Origin of the sequence: Arthrobacter sp. CDRTa11, from assembly GCF_026427775.1 — a bacterium.
Classification (GTDB): Bacteria; Actinomycetota; Actinomycetes; order Actinomycetales; family Micrococcaceae; genus Arthrobacter.
Map to the genome: position 1 here is coordinate 4,868,789 of NZ_CP044532.1, position 22,239 is coordinate 4,891,027.

Sequence of the window (22,239 nt, forward strand, 5' to 3'; positions counted from 1 at the left end):
CCATTTTCAGGCTGTTGAAGAAGGGGGTCGGTCGCTATTTTTCCGCTTCAGCGGCGGCGACTCAGAAAACAATACACGGCCGGAACCGCAACGGCAAATCACCTCCCACAGCACGGGAGAGGCCCCCAAAATCCTTGTTATGGCGCGGATTCCGGGGGCCTCGAAGGCTATCGGGCGGGGACGCGAGCGAAAACCCGGTCTTATGGAGTGGGTCACATTAGCTGACGCTCAATCCGGCAACGTCAGTCCCGCACGGTCAACACCACTGAGAAGTCAGCTTCCTGCGGCTTCAGCCGGTACGGCTCCAGGGCGCCCGGCCCGCAGGCTGCCGTTCCCACACCGCGCATCACGTGGTCAACGTAGACGTAGGTGCGGCCATCCGCGAGCAGGTCAGTCCGGTGGGTGGCTGAGTCAAGGACATCCTGGCCATAGGGGCGGACCGTCAAAGCGAAGGGGCTGCCGGCAATTTCGAGAGTGCCGGCGTCGAGCTCCAGGCCCGCCTTGCGCACGCCGGACCGCGCACCCGATTCCTGGGGACGGACATAGTCGACGTCCATCTCCGCCAGCGGCAGCTGAAACCAGCCTGTCCTGGCACCCTGACCGGTATCCGCATAGCTTTGGTGCGGGCCGCTACCGAACCAGCTCACGGTGTTGGTCTGAGTGTCCAGCACCATTTCGAGCCCGATCCGCGCCCACTCCACACCATGGCCGGCGCTGGTCCAATCCCCATCCGGCCGCACCTGGGTGCGGAGGTTCACGCTGGTACCGTCGCTGCTCCACGAATAGTCCACCAGCACGCCAAACTGCTTGTCGGCAGCGCCCATCCGGGTGCGGACCGTCAGCACCTCCCCGCCGTCCGGGGAGGGAACCGCAGTGATGCCCAGCAACCGGCTGTGGAGACGGTCGAGGCCGGCTTCCTTCCATTGGGTGGCCAGCGGACGGCGGTCGGGCCCGGTCCATTCGCCGCCCATGTCATTGTCCGTGGGAGGCCACCAGAGCACCAGTCCCAGATGGTCCACTGGCACGGCGCCGATGGAGGTGGGGAGTCCCGAGAGGCGGTTGAACACCACCGGGCCCAGCCGCAGTTCCGTGTTATCAACCTGAACGGGTTCCGTTGCAGAAGGCTCTTCGCCCGCTGCAATATCCTGGACGGCCTGGCCCCAAGCCAGCTCATGACCAGCGGCAGCCCAATCGGTTTCAGCAGCAAGAACAGCACTGACGGTGAGGATTGAGGGCCGTCCCTCGGCCAGCCCGGCGAGGCCGGCGGGGAGTTCCGCGCGGGTTTCCGCGCGGGGCGCCAACGGCGCGAGGGCCACGGTGCCGCCGTCGAGCGTCACGCCGTCGGACTCCACGACGTAGCGGAAGGTGAACGCCGACGTATCTGCGAAGTCAAAGCCGTTGCGCACGGTGAATCCGGCCCAGCCCTCTTCCACGTCGATCTTCAGCGGCTCGATGACCTTCTTGAAGTCAAGCAGCCCGGGCCGGGGATTCCGGTTCGCGTCCACCAGGCCGTCGGTGACAAAGTTGCCGTCGTGAACTTCCTCACCGAAGTCGCCGCCGTACGCAAAATGCTCCCGGCCGTCCTCGTCCGTGACTGTTATGCCATGCTCCAGCCACTCCCAAACGAAACCGCCCATCAGCCGCGGGTAGCGGCCGAACAGCTCCTGGTACTCGGACATGCCTCCCGGACCGTTGCCCATGGCGTGGACGTACTCGCACAGGACGAACGGCATGGCACGGCGGCGGGCGTCCAGGGCGGGATCCTCCAGCGCCTCCTCCAGGCCTTGGCCGATCAACGCAGTTTCCGCCTGGTTGGCATACATTCGCGAATAGACGTCCACGTAGGCGCAGGTCCAGTCGCCCTCATAGTGGATGGGCCGTGAGGGATCGCGGTCCTTGGTCCAGCGCGACATCGCCTCGAGGTTACGGCCGGTGCCGGCTTCGTTCCCGAGGGACCACATGATGACGGCGGCGTGGTTTTTGTCCCGTTCCACGGTACGGCGCATCCTGTCCAGCAGGGCCGCCTCCCATTGCGGGTCATCGCTGGGGTTCTGGTTCCAGCCGGCACTGACGAAGCCATGGGTTTCCAGATCGCATTCGAGCACAACGTAAAAGCCCAACTGGTCCGCCAGGGCAAGGAAATCGGGGTGCGGCGGGTAGTGCGAGGTCCGGATGGCATTGATGTTGTGCTGCTTCATGAGTCGGAGCTCGCCCTCCACCACGTCCCTGGGCACTACCCTGCCCAGGCGCGGATGATGCTCATGCCGGTTGACGCCGCGCAGCAGGATCCGTTGGCCGTTGACTTTGAACTGGGCGTCCTCGATGGTGATGCTGCGGAAGCCGATCTGCAGCTCAATGGTTTCCCCGGGGGTGCTGACGGTGGCCTCATAGAGCCGCGGCAGCTCCGCGGACCAGGGCGAAATGTCCTTGATGCGGTGTTCGGAGCCGGCGGGCACTTCGAGCCCCAGTTCCGGGATGCGTACGACGGCGTCAATCGCCTCACCGGCCCGGCTCACCACCACGCGCAGGGTTCCTTCGCCGGTGTGGTGGTCATAGTCCGCATGGACGAACGCGTCGTCAATGCCCTGTTCAGGCCTGGACTGCAGGGTGACATCACGGAAGATCCCGGGAAGCCACCACATGTCCTGGTCCTCTGTGTACGTGGCTGCCGAGAACTGGGCCACGCGCACGGCCAGGATGTTTTTTCCTTCAACGAGGATCCCGGACACGTCAAACTCGTGGGCAAGCCGGCTGCCGCGGGTCGTGCCCAGTTCCGTGCCGTTCAACCACACGGTGCCCGCGGACTCGATGCCGTCAAACCGGAGGATGGCGCGCGGCTGAAACTCCGGTCCGGCGTGGAATTCCACCAGGTGGTCGCCGATGGGGTTTGCCTCCGGGACATGGGGCGGTTCCACCGGGAAGGGGAACTGTACGTTGGTGTACCACGGTGAGCCATGGCCGTGCATGGGCCAGCTCGACGGCACGGCAAGCCCGGTAAATCCGTCCGTGCTCCGTCCCAACTGCCAGCCGCCTTCCGGAGCCTGCCGAATGCCCGGGCTGAGCCGAAACTGCCATTCACCGTTCAATGACTGTCGGGGTGCATCGCTGTGCAGGTAGGCGCGCGCCGGCAGGGTTCCTCGACCTGGCTGAACCGAGGCCAGCTCCTGGACTGCGCCTGCGCCAATTTCCAAGGCCCGTCCTTGGGCGCCGGTGCCTTGGCTGCTCTGTGCGGCTACTTCGGTCTCTGCCGCTGCCGGTGCCGAGGGTGACTGAACTGACATGGATATTCCTTGCTCCAGAGTGTTGGGGAGTACCGCCTCATACCCGGACTTGGAAGTCTCGTGAACGTTCACGGTTTTGGAAGATTCTATCCCCAACGACACAGATTTGGTAGGGCTTGGCCTAAGCCGACTGCCGGAGGACAAGGTCATGCCTGAGCGTCAAATCGGCCTCCGGGCTGCCTGGCACAATGGTCCCGGACAGTAACCCCTCAAGAAGGTCGACGGCGGCCCGGCCAACGTCTCGCAGGTTCATGGACAAGGTAGTCAGCGCAGGGGTCACCAGCTCACCCAGCGGGATGCCGTCCATACCAATCACGGCGCAATCATCCGGCACGCTGCGGCCATTTCCAGCCAAAGCCTTCAGGACGCCGGCAGCCATCAGGTCGTTAAAGGCCAGCAGCCCGTCCAGCCTTGGGTGGCGTGACAGCAGGTCCTGGACGGCATCGCGTGAAGGCTGGGCAGCCTCGGCGGAATGGGCCACTATGAGCCCGATTCCACGGTCCGCGGCCACTCCCACCACCGCTGCGCCCCGGGCCGTCAGTGATCCTTTCGTGCCGGAATCCAGGTAAGCAATCTCGCGGCAGCCCCGCGACAGCAGGTGGTCCAGGGCGAGCCTGGCTGCATGGGGGTAATCGAATGAGATCCTTCCGGCAGCCATATAGGGATGATCCAGGACAACCGCCGGACGCCGCCCCAGCATGGCCTGCGCCGCCTCCGAGTCCGGACCAAGGTATCCAATGACCGCGTCAACCTGAGGGGCGAGCCGCGCCACCGCGTCCAGCGCGCTGCTGCTGCCGTGACCAAAATCATCCATCACCACATTCCAGCCGCGCTGTGTGGCCATCTCCACCACACTTGACGCAAACGCCGGAAAGTACGGGTTGGTGAGGTCCGGGATGGCCAGGCCCACGGAGGTGTGTGCTCCCTGGACCAGGCCTCTTGCATACCTGCTTGGTGTATAGCCAAGCTCCCGAGCCAACTCCTGGACACGCTCCCGCGTTTCCTGCCGAATGCCCGGCATATCGTTCATGGCCCTGGTGACGGTTTGCCGTGAGACTCCTGCAGCGGCCGCCACGTCCAGGATCGTGGCCCGTTTGGCCCGGGGGATACGCGAAGTGGAGGTCATAGACCGTAAGTCTAGTTTGGCGTGACGCTCTCCGGGGTTCTGGGTGTATGACGGCGGTGCCGGCGCTGCGGGTATGGGGTGTGGTTTGCCCCGACATTGTGTGTCGGGGCCTGAGCCTAATGATTGTCCGGCGGTGTCCTACTCTCCCACACCCTCCCGGGTGCAGTACCATCGGCGCTGTGGGTCTTAGCTTCCGGGTTCGGAATGGGACCGGGCGTTTCCCCCACGCTATGACCGCCGTAACCCTTGTACCCGTCCCCCGTGCTGGTGGGGGTGGGAAGTCTTTGTGGTTACAACGTGTTCTGCCGGTTAAGGCAGTTGTGGTGTTGTTATTTAGTTTTGTTCCTCAAGCAACGTTTGGTTTGTTGTTTGGGAACCACATAGTGGACGCAAGCAGTCTTGTTATCTTTTTACTTTCTTCGGGTGTGAACGTCTTTTGAATGCCGTTCACGAAGAAAGTGTGTGGTGTAAGTTATCGGCCTATTAGTACCGGTCAGCTTCACGAGTCGTTAGTCCTCGCTTCCACATCCGGCCTATCAACCCAGTGGTCTGGCTGGGGGCCTCTCACACACAAGGTGTATGGAAATCTCATCTCGAAGCGAGCTTCCCGCTTAGATGCTTTCAGCGGTTATCCCATCCGAACGTAGCTAATCAGCGGTGCACTTGGCAGTACAACTGACACACCAGAGGTTCGTCCGTCCCGGTCCTCTCGTACTAAGGACAGCCCTTCTCAAATTTCCTGCGCGCGCAGCGGATAGGGACCGAACTGTCTCACGACGTTCTAAACCCAGCTCGCGTACCGCTTTAATGGGCGAACAGCCCAACCCTTGGGACCTACTCCAGCCCCAGGATGCGACGAGCCGACATCGAGGTGCCAAACCATGCCGTCGATATGGACTCTTGGGCAAGATCAGCCTGTTATCCCCGAGGTACCTTTTATCCGTTGAGCGACGGCCATTCCACAATGTACCGCCGGATCACTAGTCCCGACTTTCGTCCCTGCTCGAGATGTCTCTCTCACAGTCAAGCTCCCTTGTGCACTTACACTCGACACCTGATTGCCAACCAGGCTGAGGGAACCTTTGGGCGCCTCCGTTACTTTTTAGGAGGCAACCGCCCCAGTTAAACTACCCATCAGGCACTGTCCCTGACCCGGATTACGGGCCGAAGTTAGATGTCCAAAGTGACCAGAGTGGTATTTCAACGATGACTCCACCCGAACTGGCGTCCGGGCTTCAACGTCTCCCACCTATCCTACACAAGCCACTCCGAACACCAATACCAAACTATAGTAAAGGTCTCGGGGTCTTTCCGTCCTGCTGCGCGTAACGAGCATCTTTACTCGTACTGCAATTTCGCCGAGTTTATGGTTGAGACAGCGGGGAAGTCGTTACTCCATTCGTGCAGGTCGGAACTTACCCGACAAGGAATTTCGCTACCTTAGGATGGTTATAGTTACCACCGCCGTTTACTGGGGCTTGAATTCTCAGCTTCGCCGTGAGGCTAACCGGTCCTCTTAACCTTCCAGCACCGGGCAGGAGTCAGTCCGTATACATCGTCTTGCGACTTCGCACGGACCTGTGTTTTTAGTAAACAGTCGCTTCCCCCTGGTCTCTGCGGCCCCGATCCCCTCCCGGTCGCTAGTACCGTTCAAGGTTGGGGCCCCCCTTCTCCCGAAGTTACGGGGGCATTTTGCCGAGTTCCTTAACCATAATTCTCTCGATCGCCTTAGTATTCTCTACCTGATCACCTGTGTCGGTTTGGGGTACGGGCGGCTAAAACCTCGCGTCGATGCTTTTCTCGGCAGCATAGGATCACCAAATCCCCCCGTGAGGGGGTCCCATCAGATCTCAGGCATCATGAACAGCGGATTTGCCTACCGTTCGCCCTACATCCTTAGACCGGGACAACCATCGCCCGGCTTGGCTACCTTCCTGCGTCACACCTGTTAATACGCTTACCTCCCAGGATCAGGTCCCGCGCTCCACCAAAACCCACGTCACCACAAGGGTGGGCGGGCAGGTTTCGGGCAGTTAGTATCCCCTGTTCAGCATGGACGGTTTTTCGCCGGTACGGGAATATCAACCCGTTGTCCATCGACTACGCCTGTCGGCCTCGCCTTAGGTCCCGACTTACCCAGGGCAGATTAGCTTGACCCTGGAACCCTTGATCATTCGGCGGACGGGTTTCTCACCCGTCTTTCGCTACTCATGCCTGCATTCTCACTCGTGTAGGCTCCACCGCTGGTTTACACCGCGACTTCACTGCCCACACGACGCTCCCCTACCCATCCAGACGCCTGAACCACAAGGGCTTAGCTAATATCTGAATGCCACAACTTCGGCGGTGTACTTGAGCCCCGCTACATTGTCGGCGCGGAATCACTTGACCAGTGAGCTATTACGCACTCTTTTAAGGATGGCTGCTTCTAAGCCAACCTCCTGGTTGTCTTCGCAACTCCACATCCTTTCCCACTTAGCACACGCTTAGGGGCCTTAGTTGGTGGTCTGGGCTGTTTCCCTCTCGACTATGAAGCTTATCCCCCACAGTCTCACTGCTGCGCTCTCACTTACCGGCATTCGGAGTTTGGCTGACGTCAGTAACCTTGTAGGGCCCATTAGCCATCCAGTAGCTCTACCTCCGGTAAGAAACACGCAACGCTGCACCTAAATGCATTTCGGGGAGAACCAGCTATCACGAAGTTTGATTGGCCTTTCACCCCTACCCACAGCTCATCCCCTCCATTTTCAACTGAAGTGGGTTCGGTCCTCCACGACGTCTTACCGTCGCTTCAACCTGGCCATGGGTAGATCACTTCGCTTCGGGTCTAGATCACGCCACTGCAACGCCCTATTCAGACTCGCTTTCGCTACGGCTTCCCCACACGGGTTAACCTCGCGACGTAACACTAACTCGCAGGCTCATTCTTCAAAAGGCACGCCGTCACAGCTACTATGCACACAAGGTGCGGCTGCTCCGACGGATTGTAAGCACACGGTTTCAGGTACTGTTTCACTCCCCTCCCGGGGTACTTTTCACCTTTCCCTCACGGTACTGGTCCGCTATCGGTCATTAGGGAGTATTTAGGCTTATCAGGTGGTCCTGACAGATTCGCACGGGATTTCTCGGGCCCCGTGCTACTTGGGATACTCTCCAGGCGGTACAAAACATTTCGGTTACGGGGCTCCCACCCTCTCTGGCCGGCCTTTCAAGACCGTTCACCTATGCCTGCACATCACACCCCACTGTCCCGGCAGAGACAGAACGGAAAGTCCCACAACCCCGACCATGCAACGCCCGCCGGCTATCACACATGGAACGGTTTAGCCTGATCCGCTTTCGCTCGCCACTACTCACGGAATCACTATTGTTTTCTCTTCCTGCGGGTACTGAGATGTTTCACTTCCCCGCGTTCCCTCCACGCACCCTATGTGTTCAGATGCGGGTCACCAGATCACTCGCGCGTCTGGCGGGGTTTCCCCATTCGGACACCCTGGGATCACAGTCCGGTTATCGACTCCCCCAGGCTTATCGCAGATTCCTACGTCCTTCTTCGGCTCCTAATGCCAAGGCATCCACCGTGTGCTCTTAAAAAACTTGACCACAAAAGATCAATCAGTAATTTTCGAGAGAACCACGAAAACCAACCACACCCCAACACCCACGAAGGGCATCAACAGCGCAGCCAGATCCAGGTTCATATTCTTGGAAATTGCTTCTTATAAAAGATGCTCGCGTCCACTATGTAGTTCTCAAACAACAACCCCAAACCACACACCCCACACACACAACCCTCCAAAAGAAGATCAAAACCGTGCGATCGGTGCAGCCAGGAAACCAGAAACAAACAAACCCGGAACCCTCCCTCACAGAAGAACCCCGGCCCTGTTGCCTCAGGACCCAACAGTGTGCCAAACACTACCCAGCAACCCGATCCATCCGCGTTCCAGGACACCCGCCCTTCCCAAAGGAAAGAACAAAACATCCGTACTAGCAAACGGTCCGTGCCACCAGGCACCTATTCGTTGATATTCCACCCATGAGCACCCGCCGCAGAACTTGCGTCTGCGCAACGGGCATATACTCCTGACAAACCCCCACCAACGCATACACGCAGCAGTGGTCTGTAGGTGCTCCTTAGAAAGGAGGTGATCCAGCCGCACCTTCCGGTACGGCTACCTTGTTACGACTTAGTCCCAATCGCCAGTCCCACCTTCGACAGCTCCCTCCCACAAGGGGTTAGGCCACCGGCTTCGGGTGTTACCAACTTTCGTGACTTGACGGGCGGTGTGTACAAGGCCCGGGAACGTATTCACCGCAGCGTTGCTGATCTGCGATTACTAGCGACTCCGACTTCATGGGGTCGAGTTGCAGACCCCAATCCGAACTGAGACCGGCTTTTTGGGATTAGCTCCACCTCACAGTATCGCAACCCTTTGTACCGGCCATTGTAGCATGCGTGAAGCCCAAGACATAAGGGGCATGATGATTTGACGTCGTCCCCACCTTCCTCCGAGTTGACCCCGGCAGTCTCCTATGAGTCCCCGCCATAACGCGCTGGCAACATAGAACGAGGGTTGCGCTCGTTGCGGGACTTAACCCAACATCTCACGACACGAGCTGACGACAACCATGCACCACCTGTGAACCAGCCCCAAAGGGGAAACCACATTTCTGCGGCGATCCAGTCCATGTCAAGCCTTGGTAAGGTTCTTCGCGTTGCATCGAATTAATCCGCATGCTCCGCCGCTTGTGCGGGCCCCCGTCAATTCCTTTGAGTTTTAGCCTTGCGGCCGTACTCCCCAGGCGGGGCACTTAATGCGTTAGCTACGGCGCGGAAAACGTGGAATGTCCCCCACACCTAGTGCCCAACGTTTACGGCATGGACTACCAGGGTATCTAATCCTGTTCGCTCCCCATGCTTTCGCTCCTCAGCGTCAGTTAATGCCCAGAGACCTGCCTTCGCCATCGGTGTTCCTCCTGATATCTGCGCATTTCACCGCTACACCAGGAATTCCAGTCTCCCCTACATCACTCTAGTCTGCCCGTACCCACCGCAGATCCGGAGTTGAGCCCCGGACTTTCACGGCAGACGCGACAAACCGCCTACGAGCTCTTTACGCCCAATAATTCCGGATAACGCTTGCGCCCTACGTATTACCGCGGCTGCTGGCACGTAGTTAGCCGGCGCTTCTTCTGCAGGTACCGTCACTTTCGCTTCTTCCCTACTGAAAGAGGTTTACAACCCGAAGGCCGTCATCCCTCACGCGGCGTCGCTGCATCAGGCTTTCGCCCATTGTGCAATATTCCCCACTGCTGCCTCCCGTAGGAGTCTGGGCCGTGTCTCAGTCCCAGTGTGGCCGGTCACCCTCTCAGGCCGGCTACCCGTCGTCGCCTTGGTGAGCCATTACCTCACCAACAAGCTGATAGGCCGCGAGTCCATCCAAAACCACAATAAAGCTTTCCACCCCCCACCATGCGATGAGGAGTCATATCCGGTATTAGACCCAGTTTCCCAGGCTTATCCCAGAGTTAAGGGCAGGTTACTCACGTGTTACTCACCCGTTCGCCACTAATCCACCAGCAAGCTGGCTTCATCGTTCGACTTGCATGTGTTAAGCACGCCGCCAGCGTTCATCCTGAGCCAGGATCAAACTCTCCGTTGAAGTAAAACAAAAACAGACACAACCACCAACCCCGGGAAAACGGGATAAAACGGCTGCACAAAATTTGAAACCAGCTGTAAAAACCAAACCAACCACGGGGTGGTCAATTCAGCAAATTCAACCAATTCATATAAAATAAACCGGTATCAACAAACTTGGCACACTATTGAGTTCTCAAACAACAGACACACCCGGCACCACCACAACCCCTCAAGGGCCGCGGATCGCTCCGGAGCAACTTTTCAAACCTACCCGGTTTCCGTCCCGGTTGCAAATCCATCTTTCAGGACCCGCACCCGGTCAAAAACCATTCCCGCACCCGAACTGAAGCACTCTAAAGAGCTACCAGAATCTGGTGTTGAATTTGTGGGTTTCGCCGCCCTGGTAACCAGCTCTTCGCTGTCTCCCTCTGGCGACTAGAAAAACAATACACCCACTCAGCGCCCATCGCAAATCCCCTCCGGAGGGGGCCAAACCCGCGCCGTTACTGGGCCGAAGGGGCGGCCGAAGGCAAAACCAAGGCGCCGTCGTCGTCCGGGGTTTCCGTGTCCTGCGACACAGTGGCTGGATGTCCCCCATCGTGGCCAGGGAGCGTTGCAGGCAGGCAGCCTTAACGCGCAGAAGGGCCGGCAACCAAACGGTTGCCGGCCCTTCTCAAGCAGCTGGAATCAGCGGTGCTGAATTACCAGGAAGACTTGGTGATGCCCGGGAGTTCGCCACGGTGAGCCATGTCGCGGAAGCGAACACGGGAGATACCGAACTTCTGGAAGGTACCGCGGGGGCGGCCGTCGATGATGTCGCGGTTACGCAGACGGATCGGGGACGCGTTGCGGGGCAGCTTCTGCAGGCCGAGGCGTGCAGCTTCGCGTGCTTCGTCGGTGGCGTTGGCGTCGACGAGGGTCTTCTTCAGTTCGAGGCGCTTTGCAGCGTAACGCTCAACGATGACCTTGCGCTGCTCGTTGCGAGCAATCTTTGACTTCTTAGCCATGGTTTAGCGCTCCTCTCGGAATTCGACGTGCTGGCGGATCTTGGGATCGTACTTCTTCAGAACCATGCGGTCCGGATCGTTACGACGGTTCTTGCGGGTTACGTAGGTGTAACCCGTGCCCGCAGTCGACTTGAGCTTGATGATCGGACGTACGTCCTTGTCCTTAGCCATTAGAGCTTCACTCCCCGAGCAAGGATGGAGGCAACGACTACGTCGATGCCGCGCACGTCGATGGTCTTGATGCCACGTGCAGAAACCTGCAGCGTGACGTTACGGCGCAGGGACGGAACCCAGTAGCGCTTCTTCTGGATGTTCGGATCGAACCGACGCTTGTTGCGGCGGTGCGAGTGCGAAATGCTGTGCCCAAAGCCCGGCTCGGCTCCGGTCACTTGGCAGTGTGCTGCCATGACTTCTCCTCAAGAATTGAAAGTAATGATCCGCATATCTGCTGCTGGATCATGCGTCCAAGTGCGACCCAAACTAATCAGGGCGAACGGTTAGTCACGCAACTTGAGCCCCTAACTACCGGCTACCCTGGAGAAAATTACCGGGCCACCGGAGCAATTGCGCACGCTCCGCGCACTTAGCGCCTACCAAGTCTACGAGTTCAAGTAATTAAAGACCAATCCGGCCTCGGAAGGTGTATAAGCAGGGGGCCAGTCAGACGCGGGTCAGCTGCGCATATCGGGGCTTCAGTCCGTCGCCTGAAGACCTTCCGGTTACACGGCGGACCACCCAGGGGGCGGCGAATTCACGAACCCAGCGTGCGTTGGCGCGAAGCGCTTCCGTCCGGCTGAGTTCCGGTACTGGGGTCATCGGGGGAACCTCGATCGAATGATCGTGTTCCAGGACTGTGAGGACGCGCTTGGCCATGTTGGCGTGCCCGGCCACGGACATATGCATCCGGTCCTGGGCCCACATTCCCCAGTCGTAGTACTCACTGAAACGCCAATAATCCACCAGCAGGGCACCGTGGTCGCCGGCGATTCCACGCACCAGTTCGTTGTAGATAGCGGTTCGGCCCCTGGTGGTGCCGAAAATCTTGGAACCCCTGGAATCAAAGCCGGTGAACATGACCACGGTGGCACCCGTGGCGGTCAGCTTACGGATACCGGCGTCGTACTCCACCAGGAGATCATCGATGTCGACCTTGGGGCGGAAGATATCGTTCGCACCCGCATAAACGGTCACCAGCGTGGGTTTAAGTTCGACGGCGGCGTCCACCTGCTCTGCCATGATTTGGCGCAGTTTCCTCCCCCGGATGGCGAGGTTTGCGTAACCAAAACCGGGATCGGCGGCACCCAACTGCTCAGCTACCCGGTCCGCCCAGCCGCGTACACCGTTGGGGCGTGAGGGATCCTCATCGCCAACGCCTTCCGTAAAGGAGTCACCGAGTGCTACGTACCGGGCTGAAAAATCCATAGCGCCAGTGTGTCATCCGTTGCTGGGAGCAACCAAGTGCAGGCTCAGACCGGCTGAGCGTGCGAGCGACTAGGGCGAGCTCTCGCGAAGGATCCAGTGGTCTTCGTTCAGTCTGGCAACGATCTTTTCGCCAATCCGGGCCAGATCCGCAACGTCGCGTTCCGTCAGTGCGTCCAAAAACTTGTCCCGGACCGCTTCCACGTGCCCGGGTGCGAGGGAAACCAAAGTGGCCATCCCGGCGTCGGACAGGTGCGCTGTGGTGACGCGGGCGTCCCCCGGATGCGGACGCCGCTGCATAAACCCGCGCTTTTCAAGCTTGGTGACCACGTGCGAGAGCCTGGACAGGGATGAGCTGGTGCGGGCGGCAAGTTCACTCATGGGCAGAAACCGGCCCTCAGCCTCCGACAGCATCGCCATGACGTTGTAGTCGAAAAGGGACAGCTTGCCTGCCGTGTGGAGCTGGTTGTCCAGGGCGGCGGGAAGCATGGTGTTGATGCTCAGGAGCGCCAGCCAGGCACGGCGTTCGTCGGCATTGAGCCAGCGCGGTTCAGTCATGGGTCCATTCTAGGAGTATGCGTGCTTGAGCCTTCAAGTGAGCACTCCTGCCAGCGGTAGGCTGACCTTATGTTTGTTGTGTCGTTGACCTATAAGATGCCCGAAGACATCGTCGACTTCCACCGCCCCGCGCATATGGCCTGGGTCAAAGAAGCGTTCGACGCCGGCGTGTTCCTTGCGTCGGGACGCCGGGTTCCGGCAGTGGGCGGCGTGTTGCTGTCCGGAGCAGACCGTTCCACCCTTGAGGAGTCGCTGGCCCGGGATCCTTTCTACAGCAATGGCGTCGCCGAGTTCGAGGTCATCGAGTTCAAGGCCACTAGCGTGGCAGAGGGCTTCGAGAACCTCCTGGACTCCTAAGGACCGATGGCAGGCCGTTTCTCAGCCAGCTTCTTTAGGCCGCGCTTTGGTGGCACCCGGACAGGCTCGGGCCAGCGGGGGCTGAGCGCATCCCCCAGCGTGATGCCCCGGAGCTTTCGGCCGAACAGCGGCAGGACCCAGTCGTGCACCCAGCGCCGTTGCCGCTTTTCCCATTCCCGCAGGCTGAGCCTCGCCGGCGGGTCCCATTCCTTGGGAAGGATCTTGTGCGGCACGCCGAGTTGGTCCAGAACCTGTCCCGCAAGGTACTTGTGCCCTGCCTTGGACATATGCAGCCTGTCGGCGTCCCACATCCGCCGGTCATGGAAGGCGTCCAGGCACCAGTAATCCACCAGGACGGCGCCGTACTCCGCAGCTATCTCACGCACCCTTTGGTTGTAAGTGGTGTTGCGTTTCTTCAGGGGCTCAAGGAGTGCTGAGACTTTGACGTCGAAACCGGTAAAAAGGACAAGGATGGCTCCTGTTCCGGCCAGCTTCGACACCATATATTCGTAATCGGCCATCAGGGCGTCCATGTCGGTGCCGAGGTCCAGGATGTCGTTGCCGCCGGCATACAGCGTGACCAGCGTGGGCCGCATCGCCACCGCCGGTTCCAGCTGCTCGCTGATGATGTGCCGCAGCCGCTTGCTCCTGATAGCCAGGTTGGCGTACCTCCACCCGGGCTGCGCCTTGGCCAATTTCTCCGCCACCCGGTCAGCCCATCCGCGGACGCCGTTGGGGAAGCGCTCGTCATGGTCACCGACCCCCTCGGTAAACGAATCCCCCAGGGCAACAAAGACCCGCCGCCCATCCCTGTCCGGAAGCAAAGGATCAGCACCCATCCCGCCAACCTAACCACCAAAGGAAACGCCAGCACGACGCCGGGATGAACAAGATGAACTGGTCCCCGATTGTTGGACTGGCTAAATGGGATTCTAGGCCGCAAGGGCCTGGGCACGGTATTGCACCGGGCTCAGGCCCTTTAGCTTTGTTGAGATTCGGTTGGTGTTGTACCAGTGGATGTAGTCATTTAGTTGGGCAGCCAGGGCATCGGTACTGATGAACCGGACACGGTGGAAGAGTTCTTCCTTGAGGTGCCCGAAAAAGTTCTCCATCACGGCATTGTCGTAGCAGTTGCCCTTGCGTGACATTGACTGGACTGCGCCGGCGCCTTCGAGGAGAGTCCGCCAGGTTACGTGCTGATACTGGAAGCCCTGGTCTGAATGTACAAGCGGATGCTGGCCGGGCTGGAGGCAGGCGAGAGCCTGCTGCAGTGAACTGTTGGTGAGAGCCAGGTTCGGGGACGTGCTGATCGAATGGGAAATGATCTGCCGGTCAAAAAGGTCCATGATCGGTGAGAGGTAGAGCTTCCGGTCGCCGACGCTGAATTCGGTCACGTCGGTGACCCACTTCCGGTTCGGAGCATCGGCCTCGAACTGTCGGTTCAATAGGTTCGGGGCGATCCTGCCCTGTTCGCCCTGGTGGGAGTTGTAGCGCTTCTTCCTCCGGACTTTGCACGCCAGCCCGAGCGCACGCATCAGTTTCAGGACGGTCTTCTTCGCGGTCACCCAGCCTTGTTTGGATAATTCCGTATGGATGCGCCGGTGCCCGTATCGGCCGTGATTCGTTGTGAATATCTCCGTGACCGCGGCTTTGAGCTTCTCTTTCGGGTCCGGGGCCTGGAGCCGGAGCTGATGATAGAAGAACGTGGACCTGGCCAGGCCGGCAACGTCCAACAGGACAGCAAGCGGATAGTCAGCCTTGAGGGAAACGACGGCTTGAACCTTTAGCGTCGTCCTTGTTCCCTCAAGGCCCGCAGTTTTCCCAGGTACGCCACCTCCGCGCGCAGCCGCTCGTTCTCCCGCCGCAACCGTTCAAGCTCGGGCAGCCCCGCAGGCGGCGGGGAATCGGGTTTCCGCGGTCTGCCTTTGGGCTTTGGCCGCAACCCGTCCTCACCGTCCAGACGATACGCCCGGACCCACTTTTGCAGCAGCTCACGGGAGGCCAAACCGGCCTCCACTGCCAGATCCGGCCCGGACTCGCCCGCAAGGAACCGCTGCACCAAGGCCAGCTTGAACTCGAAAGAGTATGACTTCGCCGGCCTGCTCACCAGCACTCCTTGCCCATGAATCCTCCACCGCCCAAACAGTGCCCTGACCGGCACAAGAGGCGCATCCACCAACCGGGCCGCCGCCCGATACCCGATGCCCCTCTCAAACAACGCTACAGCCGCCTCGCGCTGAGCCTCAGACCATGAACTACGTGCACGCATAAAACTGCTCCCCGGAAGTCGGAACTGAATTTCTCAGTCCAACTTCCGGGGAGCAGTTCAAAGAGGTGAGAGAGCGTCGCCAAAAAACCAGCAAAAGGTGAGAGAGCGTTTGGTGAGGAGGCAGCAGCAAAGGTGAGTGATGCATCGAGCCGGCGACGCAGTTTTGCGTAGGAGCGCATCGCCGACCAGAGCGCGGTGAGGCCGTCAGCGGCCGAGCGGAGCGTAGGAAGGTGTCTAAGCGACGGCAAAACTGCGCCGGCGGCGCACCCTGCCACCGCAAAGGAAAGCCCGGCAACAGGCAAACCAGGACCGAGGAGAACTACCCCTCGGCCTTACCCTGCCGCCAGTACCCCATGAACGCGACCTGCTTCCGGTCGATCCCCACGTCCCGCACCAGGTACCGCCGCATGTCCTTGATGACCGCGGCCTCGCCGGCGATCCAGGCGTAGAAGGGCATGGCGCCGGCAGGCATGTCGGGGTTCTTCGTGGCTTCGATCTCGGCTGTTTCCATCCGGGCGGGAGTCTCCCAGAGGATGTCCACGTCCACATTGACGTCCTCGGGCTCGGGGCCGGCGCCGCCGTCGGACTCCTTAATACCCACCCATCCGGGAACCGGAATTGCCTGGCGCACTGCCTGCTGCAGCAGTTCGCCGTGCGGCCGGGACCGTCCGATGGCGGCGCCCCGGGCCAGCCAGGTGATCTGGACGTCGGCGGCGGTCTTAAGGTCCAGGAAGTCACCGGCCTGCGGCACCTCAAGGAAGGCGTGGCCGCTCATGTACGAGGGCAAGTTCTCGAGGATGGCGGAGATCGCTGGAATGGCTGTCTCATCGCCGGCGAGAAGGACACGCTGGGCCATTCCCGGCCGCCATTCGATGCCCGAGTAGATCTCGGCAGTGACGCAGTGCGCGGCGCGGTTGTTGGGGCCGATGATGGTGATTGCGTCGCCGGGCTTCGCGTTGAGGGCCCAGTGGGCGGCCGGGCCGCCATGACCGTGGTCGTCGAAGTGCATCACAAAGTCCACGTCGATCTCGGGGTACACCGAATCCAGCCGTGACTGGCGAACGGTGTAGGTCCGCATGGAGCCGCGGACAGCAGGGTCCATCGCCAGCCATTCGCGGTACCAGCCGGACTCGGCCATTTCGAAGACGGGCAGCGGAAGCTGGGTGCCGTCCTCGGCCAGGGACGGGATCATGAGCTTGATCCGAAGGTCCATGGTGTCGCCGTGGACACCGAAGTCGCGCAGGGAATAGCCGCCGAAGGTTACGCGGCGGAAATTGGGGCTGAGCTCCTGCACGGAGGAAACCGTCACTTCAAATGCCAGGGTCATGGGTTCGGTGGAGGCAACATCGCGGGTCTTCATGAAACAAACTCCAGTTCGTTGACGGCGTCATGGGCAGCGGCGTGGTGGCGGCCGATGGGGATGATCAGGGGTGTTCCCGAAACAGGATCGGGAATCACGCGAGACTCCAGTCCGAAGACTTTGCGGACCAGTTCCTCAGTGACAACGTCACCGGGGGCGCCCAGCGCCACCACCTCGCCGCCCTTCATGGCGATGACGTGGTCCGCATAGCGGGCCGCCAGGTTCAGGTCGTGCAGGACGATGGCCACCGTGGTGCCGCGCTGGCGGTTCAGGTCCGTGACGAGGTCCAGGACTTCCACCTGGTGGGCGAGATCCAGGTAGGTGGTGGGCTCATCCAGCAGCAGCACCTCGGTTTCCTGCGCCAGCGCCATGGCGATCCACACGCGCTGACGCTGCCCGCCGGACAGTTCGTCCACGTTCCGGCTGGCTAGTTCAAGCGTTTCGGTGGCTTCCAGCGCACGCTGCACGGCGGCGTCGTCCTTCTCAGACCAGCTGCGGAAGAAGCCCTGGTGCGGGTACCGTCCCCGGCCTACGAGGTCACGGACGGTGATGCCGTCCGGAGCCGTGGGGTGCTGCGGGAGGAGGCCCAGGGTGCGTGCAAGTTCGCGGGCCGGCCGGGAGTGGATGTCCTTGCCGTCGAGCGTGACTGAACCGGCCGCGGGTTTGAGGAGCCTGGACAGGCCGCGGAGCAGCGTCGACTTTCCGCACGCGTTGGCGCCCACGATCATGGTCACCTTGCCCTCGGGGATTTCTGCCGTGAGGCCGTCCACCACGCAGCGCTGGTCATATTTGAGCGTGAGGTTCCGGGCGGTCAGAACTGCCATGTCAGGCATCCTTTCGGTTGGCCGTGACCAGGAGCCACAGCAGGAACGGGGCACCCAGCGCCCCCGTGATCACGCCAACGGGCAGCACGGTGCCATCCAGCAGCAGGGGGGCGATGTTGGCAGCGAAATAATCCGCCGCCAGGACAATCAGGGCACCCACAAAGGCCGACGCCGGAAGGCTGGCTTGGCGGGTAAAGCGGCGGGCGATGGGACCGGCAAGGAAGGCGACGAACGAGACCGGGCCTGCTGCCGCCGTCGCGACCGCTGCCAAAGCGACGGCGGTGATGATCACTGCCAGGCGGGTGAACCCCACGCGGATTCCTAATCCTGCTGCGGCGTCATCGCCGAGTTCCAGGATGCGGAGCGGACCGGCCAGGGCCACCACAGCGGGAACCAGGATCAGGAGCGAGAGCGCCAGCACGCCGGAGCGTTCCCAGTTGGCCGAGTTGAGTGAGCCGTTGAGCCAGACAAGGGCATCTGCAGCCGTCCGGATGTCCGCCCGCGTCATCAGGAAGCTGACAACTGCGTGCAGTGCGGCGGCGATGCCCACGCCGGCCAGGATGAGTCGGTTGCCGGCCGCGTTGCCGGTGTTGCCGCCACCTGTTCCAAGGGAGCCGCCGCGGGAGATGGCGTAGATCAGGGCGGCCACGCCCAGCGCGCCGCCCAGGGCTGCACCAGAAACGGCAGCGCCCGAGGCCCCGAAGATGACAATCGACGTCACCGCCGCCGCACTGGCGCCGGACGTAATGCCGATGACGTCAGGGCTGGCCAAGGGGTTGCGAAGCATGGTCTGGAAGAGGCCCCCGGCAAGACCAAACGCGGCGCCGATCATGGTGCCGATGACCGCGCGGGGTAGTTTGTTTTCCATCACAATGAAGCTGGCGCCGGGGATCTTTTCACCGCCGGTCAGGTGGGCGATGACGATTCGGAAGAAGTCCGGGACCGTCACCGTATAACTGCCCAGCAGAACGTAGGCGGCGAAGAGCGCCACCACACCGATGGCAAGTATGGGTGTGCGCCACCCGCGCTGCGCTATCAGATATGGCTGCTTAGACGGTGTTTTGGGGACCGGAAGTGATAGATCAACGGGGTGGTTGGTTTCGGTCAGGCTCACAGCCCTGCTCCCTTCCCGCGGCGGATCAGCCAGACGAAAACGGGCGCACCCACGATGGCGGTCATGATGCCGGCCGGAACCTCACCGGGCAGCAGCACCACCCGGCCAATGATGTCTGCGGCCAGCAGCAAAGCAGGGGCCAGGACCAGGGAGAACGGCAGGATCCAGCGGTAGTCCGGGCCGGTGAGGGAACGGACGGCGTGCGGAATGACCAGGCCAACAAAAGCAATGGGGCCGGCCAGGGCCGTCGCGGAACCGCAGAGCAGGACAATACCCAGCGCCGTGACGCCGCGTGCCAGGCCAACCCGCTGGCCAAGACCGCGCGCAATGTCGTCGCCCAGGGCCAGGCTGTTGAGGATGCGGCCGGTGAAGAGCACAATCAACGCCCCCACTGCCAGGAAAGGCAGGCCCGGGAGCACCACAGACCAGTCGCGGCCTGCTATCCCGCCCACCTGCCAGAAGCGGAACCTGTCCAGGGTGTCCTGGCTGGAAACCAGGATGACGTTCATCAGCGAGTACAGTCCCGCGCTGAGTGCGGCACCAGCCAAAGCGAGCTTAATAGGCGTCGCGCCGTCCCTGCCCAGGGACGCAACCAGATAAACCACGACGGCGGCCGCTGCGGCTCCGATGAAAGCGAACCAGATGTAGCCGGTGAGGGAGGAAACCCCGAACACGTAGATCCCGGTGACGACGGCGAGGGCGGCCCCGGCATTCACGCCAATGATTCCGGGATCTGCCAAGGGGTTGCGAGCCACACCCTGCATGGCGGCGCCGGCCAGGCCGAGGGCGCCGCCGGCGAGCAGTCCCAGCACGGTGCGCGGGATGCGGGCATGGACAACTGCGTGATCGCCATTGGCCGGATCAAACTCGGCGAGGGCCTGCCCTACGGTGCCCAGGGAAAGGCCGCGGGCGCCGATGGCCAAGGAGAGGGCTGTCAAAAGGGCAAGTACGACGACGGCGGCAATCAGCCAGGCGGCCTGCGTGGTTCTGGTTTTTCCGCCTTCGCGGACCCCGCCACCGGCGCGAACTGGCAGATAATGCCGTGTTTTTGCGGTTTTGGGGGCATTATCTGCCAGTTCGCGCACAGTGGAGGGCGCCGTCGTCGTACTTTCCGTCATGGGACAGTGCTTACTTCACTGCACCGGTGACTTTATCCGCTGCGCTCGCAAGCTGCGGCAGGAACGTGTCCAGTGACCACGGCAGGCTCAGCGGGGAGGATGCGGAGATGGACAGCGTGAGGGTGTTGTCCGAATCTGCAACAAGGCCGCCCTTTTTGATGGCCGGGATCTGGCCGAGCAGGGGGTCGGACTTGATGGTGTCGGTGGTGGCGGCGTCCGGAACCCAGGTGACGAAGATGTCCGAGTCAAGCTCGTTGGCCTTTTCCGCAGACCACGGAAGGAAGAATTCCTTGGAACCCTTGGAGTTGTCCTCCACAACAGAAGCCAGCTTCATGCCGATCTCGCTCAGGAAGCGGGGGCGGTTGTCATTGGCGGTATAGACGTTGACGCCGTCAGCCGAGGCGGGTTCCAGGTTGCCGTAGATGAAGGTCTTTCCGGCGATCTGCGGGAACTTGGCGACCTTGTCCTTGATGGTGGACTCGGTGTCGGCGATCAGCTTGGCGGCCTCGGCGTCCTTGCCAAGGGCCTTGCCAATGATGGAGGTGGAATCCTGCCAGGAGGTACCGTACGCCAGCTCCGGGTGCGCAACCACGGGGGCGATCTCGTTCAGCTTCTTGTAGTCCTCTTCGGTCAGCCCTGAGTAGGCGGCCAGGATGACGTCCGGGGTGAGCTTGGCGATTTCGGTGAAGTTGATGCCGTCAGTCTCGGAGTACTGGACGGGAGCCTTGTCTGAGCCGAAGCCTGCACCGAGCTTTTCGAGGGCTGCGTCCTTCCAGGGCGTGGAGCCCTGGTCGTTCCCGCCCCATTCGTTCTTCGGGAGTCCAACCGGGACCACACCGAGGGCGATGGAGACGTCGTCGTTGACCCAGGAAACGGTGGCCACGCGCTTGGGCTGTTCCTTAATGGTGGTCTCGCCATAGACGTGCTTGATGGTGACGGGGAACTGCGAGCTGCTGGCGCTGGAGGTGCCGGCATCTGTGGCAGAGGACGCAGGTCCTGTGGAGCAGGCAGTCATGGTGAGCGCCGCGGCGGCCAGAACAGCTGATGCCTTGCCGGCCGACTTGAACAGCGTGCGGCGGGTGGCACTTGGGCCGGAGAAAAAGGGGGAAGTCACGGAACTCCTTAGGTGAATGATGCGAACCCAAGTAAGGCTAGCCTAGCCTCGCCTCCATTACGCAAGGATTCCATGTCTTAATTGCTTCCAAGTGATTAAGGACACACTTTAGGCATAACAGGAAAGGCTTCCCCTGCAGCGGGGAAGCCTTTCGGAGTAGGGCTAACGAAACACCCCTGCCTTCTGCTATGCGTAGGAGATGCTCATCAGGAGCGTCCTGAGTGACTGGCCTTCCTGGCCGGCGAGCCAGGACTTGGCTGCATCCTCGCTGGCAAAGGGGTTGTCAATGAAGTCAACCTCGGCGATGAGGATGCGGTCGCCAATCCGGATGATCCCGCCCAGCGCCATCTCCGCTCCGGCTATGGGCGCCCCGGGCGTCAGGTGCATCCGGTACGTGGAAATGTCGTTCACCTTGTCTACGTAGAAGGAGTAGTGGGCAGCCGGGTCGGGCTGTTCCTGAAGGCCTGGAACCGGCACCGATTCGAAAACCGTCCGGGTGACAGGACTGCTGACGCCATCGGCAATCTCTCCCGTATATATCTCAGCCTGCCTGGCCCCGCTCGCGTCGTACACGGTGGCCGTGCCCACAAAGGGCGAGGCTGATGCTTCAAACAGCTCCACCCGCCAGTCCGCCGGGTATTTAAAGGACAGCCTGCCGTCGGGGAACGTATACGTCGCCAGCCCGGTCGGAACGGAAGTGGACGACGGCGGTGCTGTGGCCGCCGTCGGGCCGGCAGTGTTCGCACCCGGGATGGCGTTTGATGATGAAGGCGGAGCGCTTGACGAGGCTGCCGAAAGACTGGCCGGGGCGGAAGCTTCCAAACCCGGGGCTTCCGAACCGGCAGTTGAGGCGTTGGCCATGCAGCCGGTCAGAGCGAGGGTGGCTGTGGCAAGGACAGCAAAAAGACGTGCTTGTGCTGGGCGCATTGATGGTGCCTTTCAGGAAAAGCCCCTCGGACTCGGCCGGCACTCAGCGGGACCCAGCGTTCCGCGGCACCTTGGGGGAGGATCAGGGCGAGGTGTTTGATGCCCACCAGAATGGCAG

The 22,239-nt window shown here is 61.2% G+C and carries 17 protein-coding genes and 3 rRNA genes; 1 reads left to right on the forward strand and 19 read right to left on the reverse strand.

Features of this window, described 5'->3' with window-relative positions; all coding sequences use genetic code 11:
* Positions 1-242: 242 nt before the first annotated feature.
* The 10 genes from F8G81_RS22225 to F8G81_RS22270 all read right to left on the reverse strand — a co-directional run bounded on the left by F8G81_RS22225 (position 243) and on the right by F8G81_RS22270 (position 13,038).
* Positions 243-3,281: a glycoside hydrolase family 2 TIM barrel-domain containing protein gene (locus F8G81_RS22225; protein ID WP_267276787.1), complete on the reverse strand. Its 3,039-nt coding sequence runs from the start codon at positions 3,279-3,281 to the stop codon at positions 243-245.
* Positions 3,282-3,402: 121 nt separating this feature from the next.
* Positions 3,403-4,407: a LacI family DNA-binding transcriptional regulator gene (locus F8G81_RS22230; protein ID WP_267276788.1), complete on the reverse strand. Its 1,005-nt coding sequence runs from the start codon at positions 4,405-4,407 to the stop codon at positions 3,403-3,405.
* 125 nt (positions 4,408-4,532) lie between these two features.
* A 5S ribosomal RNA gene (gene rrf / locus F8G81_RS22235) occupies positions 4,533-4,649 on the reverse strand.
* Positions 4,650-4,869: 220 nt separating this feature from the next.
* Positions 4,870-8,010 (reverse strand): 23S ribosomal RNA (locus tag F8G81_RS22240).
* A gap of 538 nt (positions 8,011-8,548) precedes the next feature.
* A 16S ribosomal RNA gene (locus tag F8G81_RS22245) occupies positions 8,549-10,073 on the reverse strand.
* Together the 16S, 23S and 5S rRNA genes form the textbook arrangement of a ribosomal RNA operon.
* A gap of 682 nt (positions 10,074-10,755) precedes the next feature.
* A complete protein-coding gene (gene rpsN, locus F8G81_RS22250) occupies positions 10,756-11,061 on the reverse strand; it encodes a 30S ribosomal protein S14 (RefSeq protein WP_050687445.1) in 306 nt (101 codons plus the stop codon).
* 3 nt (positions 11,062-11,064) lie between these two features.
* Positions 11,065-11,232 carry a 50S ribosomal protein L33 gene (rpmG, locus tag F8G81_RS22255; RefSeq protein WP_013602737.1) on the reverse strand — a complete coding sequence of 56 codons (168 nt, stop codon included), beginning with the start codon at positions 11,230-11,232 and terminating at the stop codon, positions 11,065-11,067.
* Entirely contained in the window at positions 11,232-11,468 is a 237-nt protein-coding gene (rpmB, locus tag F8G81_RS22260; protein ID WP_108598676.1) for a 50S ribosomal protein L28, read from the reverse strand. The genes rpmG and rpmB overlap by 1 nt, the downstream gene beginning before the upstream one ends.
* Positions 11,469-11,721: 253 nt before the next feature.
* Positions 11,722-12,483 carry an SGNH/GDSL hydrolase family protein gene (locus tag F8G81_RS22265; RefSeq protein ID WP_267276789.1) on the reverse strand — a complete coding sequence of 254 codons (762 nt, stop codon included), beginning with the start codon at positions 12,481-12,483 and terminating at the stop codon, positions 11,722-11,724.
* Positions 12,484-12,552: 69 nt separating this feature from the next.
* Entirely contained in the window at positions 12,553-13,038 is a 486-nt protein-coding gene (locus tag F8G81_RS22270) for a MarR family winged helix-turn-helix transcriptional regulator (protein ID WP_267276790.1), read from the reverse strand.
* A gap of 69 nt (positions 13,039-13,107) precedes the next feature.
* On the opposite strand from F8G81_RS22270, the gene F8G81_RS22275 reads away from it, so the two are divergent.
* Positions 13,108-13,395 carry a YciI family protein gene (locus F8G81_RS22275; protein ID WP_267276791.1) on the forward strand — a complete coding sequence of 96 codons (288 nt, stop codon included), beginning with the start codon at positions 13,108-13,110 and terminating at the stop codon, positions 13,393-13,395.
* On the opposite strand, the gene F8G81_RS22280 is transcribed toward F8G81_RS22275, so the two are convergent.
* The 9 genes from F8G81_RS22280 to F8G81_RS22320 all read right to left on the reverse strand — a co-directional run bounded on the left by F8G81_RS22280 (position 13,392) and on the right by F8G81_RS22320 (position 22,121).
* Positions 13,392-14,234 (reverse strand): SGNH/GDSL hydrolase family protein, encoded by an 843-nt coding sequence (locus F8G81_RS22280; RefSeq protein ID WP_267276792.1) that lies wholly within the window; start codon positions 14,232-14,234, stop codon positions 13,392-13,394. The two genes, F8G81_RS22275 and F8G81_RS22280, sit on opposite strands and share 4 nt — an antisense overlap.
* Before the next feature lie 93 nt (positions 14,235-14,327).
* Positions 14,328-15,131 carry an IS3 family transposase gene (locus tag F8G81_RS22285; protein ID WP_267279270.1) on the reverse strand — a complete coding sequence of 268 codons (804 nt, stop codon included), beginning with the start codon at positions 15,129-15,131 and terminating at the stop codon, positions 14,328-14,330.
* Positions 15,132-15,178: 47 nt separating this feature from the next.
* The gene (locus F8G81_RS22290) at positions 15,179-15,502 is read right to left on the reverse strand and encodes a helix-turn-helix domain-containing protein (RefSeq protein ID WP_267275892.1); all 324 of its coding nucleotides are present in this window, start codon (positions 15,500-15,502) and stop codon (positions 15,179-15,181) included.
* A 481-nt stretch (positions 15,503-15,983) separates the two neighbouring features.
* Positions 15,984-17,024, reverse strand: a complete 1,041-nt coding sequence (locus F8G81_RS22295; RefSeq protein WP_267276793.1) for a siderophore-interacting protein — start codon at positions 17,022-17,024, stop codon at positions 15,984-15,986.
* The gene (locus tag F8G81_RS22300) at positions 17,021-17,848 is read right to left on the reverse strand and encodes an ABC transporter ATP-binding protein (protein ID WP_267276794.1); all 828 of its coding nucleotides are present in this window, start codon (positions 17,846-17,848) and stop codon (positions 17,021-17,023) included. The genes F8G81_RS22295 and F8G81_RS22300 overlap by 4 nt, the downstream gene beginning before the upstream one ends.
* Position 17,849: 1 nt before the next feature.
* The gene (locus F8G81_RS22305; protein WP_267279329.1) at positions 17,850-18,887 is read right to left on the reverse strand and encodes a FecCD family ABC transporter permease; all 1,038 of its coding nucleotides are present in this window, start codon (positions 18,885-18,887) and stop codon (positions 17,850-17,852) included.
* Positions 18,888-18,958: 71 nt separating this feature from the next.
* Positions 18,959-20,080 carry a FecCD family ABC transporter permease gene (locus F8G81_RS22310; RefSeq protein ID WP_267276795.1) on the reverse strand — a complete coding sequence of 374 codons (1,122 nt, stop codon included), beginning with the start codon at positions 20,078-20,080 and terminating at the stop codon, positions 18,959-18,961.
* 10 nt (positions 20,081-20,090) lie between these two features.
* Positions 20,091-21,194: an iron-siderophore ABC transporter substrate-binding protein gene (locus tag F8G81_RS22315; protein WP_267276796.1), complete on the reverse strand. Its 1,104-nt coding sequence runs from the start codon at positions 21,192-21,194 to the stop codon at positions 20,091-20,093.
* A 186-nt stretch (positions 21,195-21,380) separates the two neighbouring features.
* Positions 21,381-22,121, reverse strand: coding sequence for a hypothetical protein (locus tag F8G81_RS22320; RefSeq protein WP_267276797.1), 741 nt, complete (start codon positions 22,119-22,121; stop codon positions 21,381-21,383).
* Between the last annotated feature and the right edge of the window lie 118 nt (positions 22,122-22,239).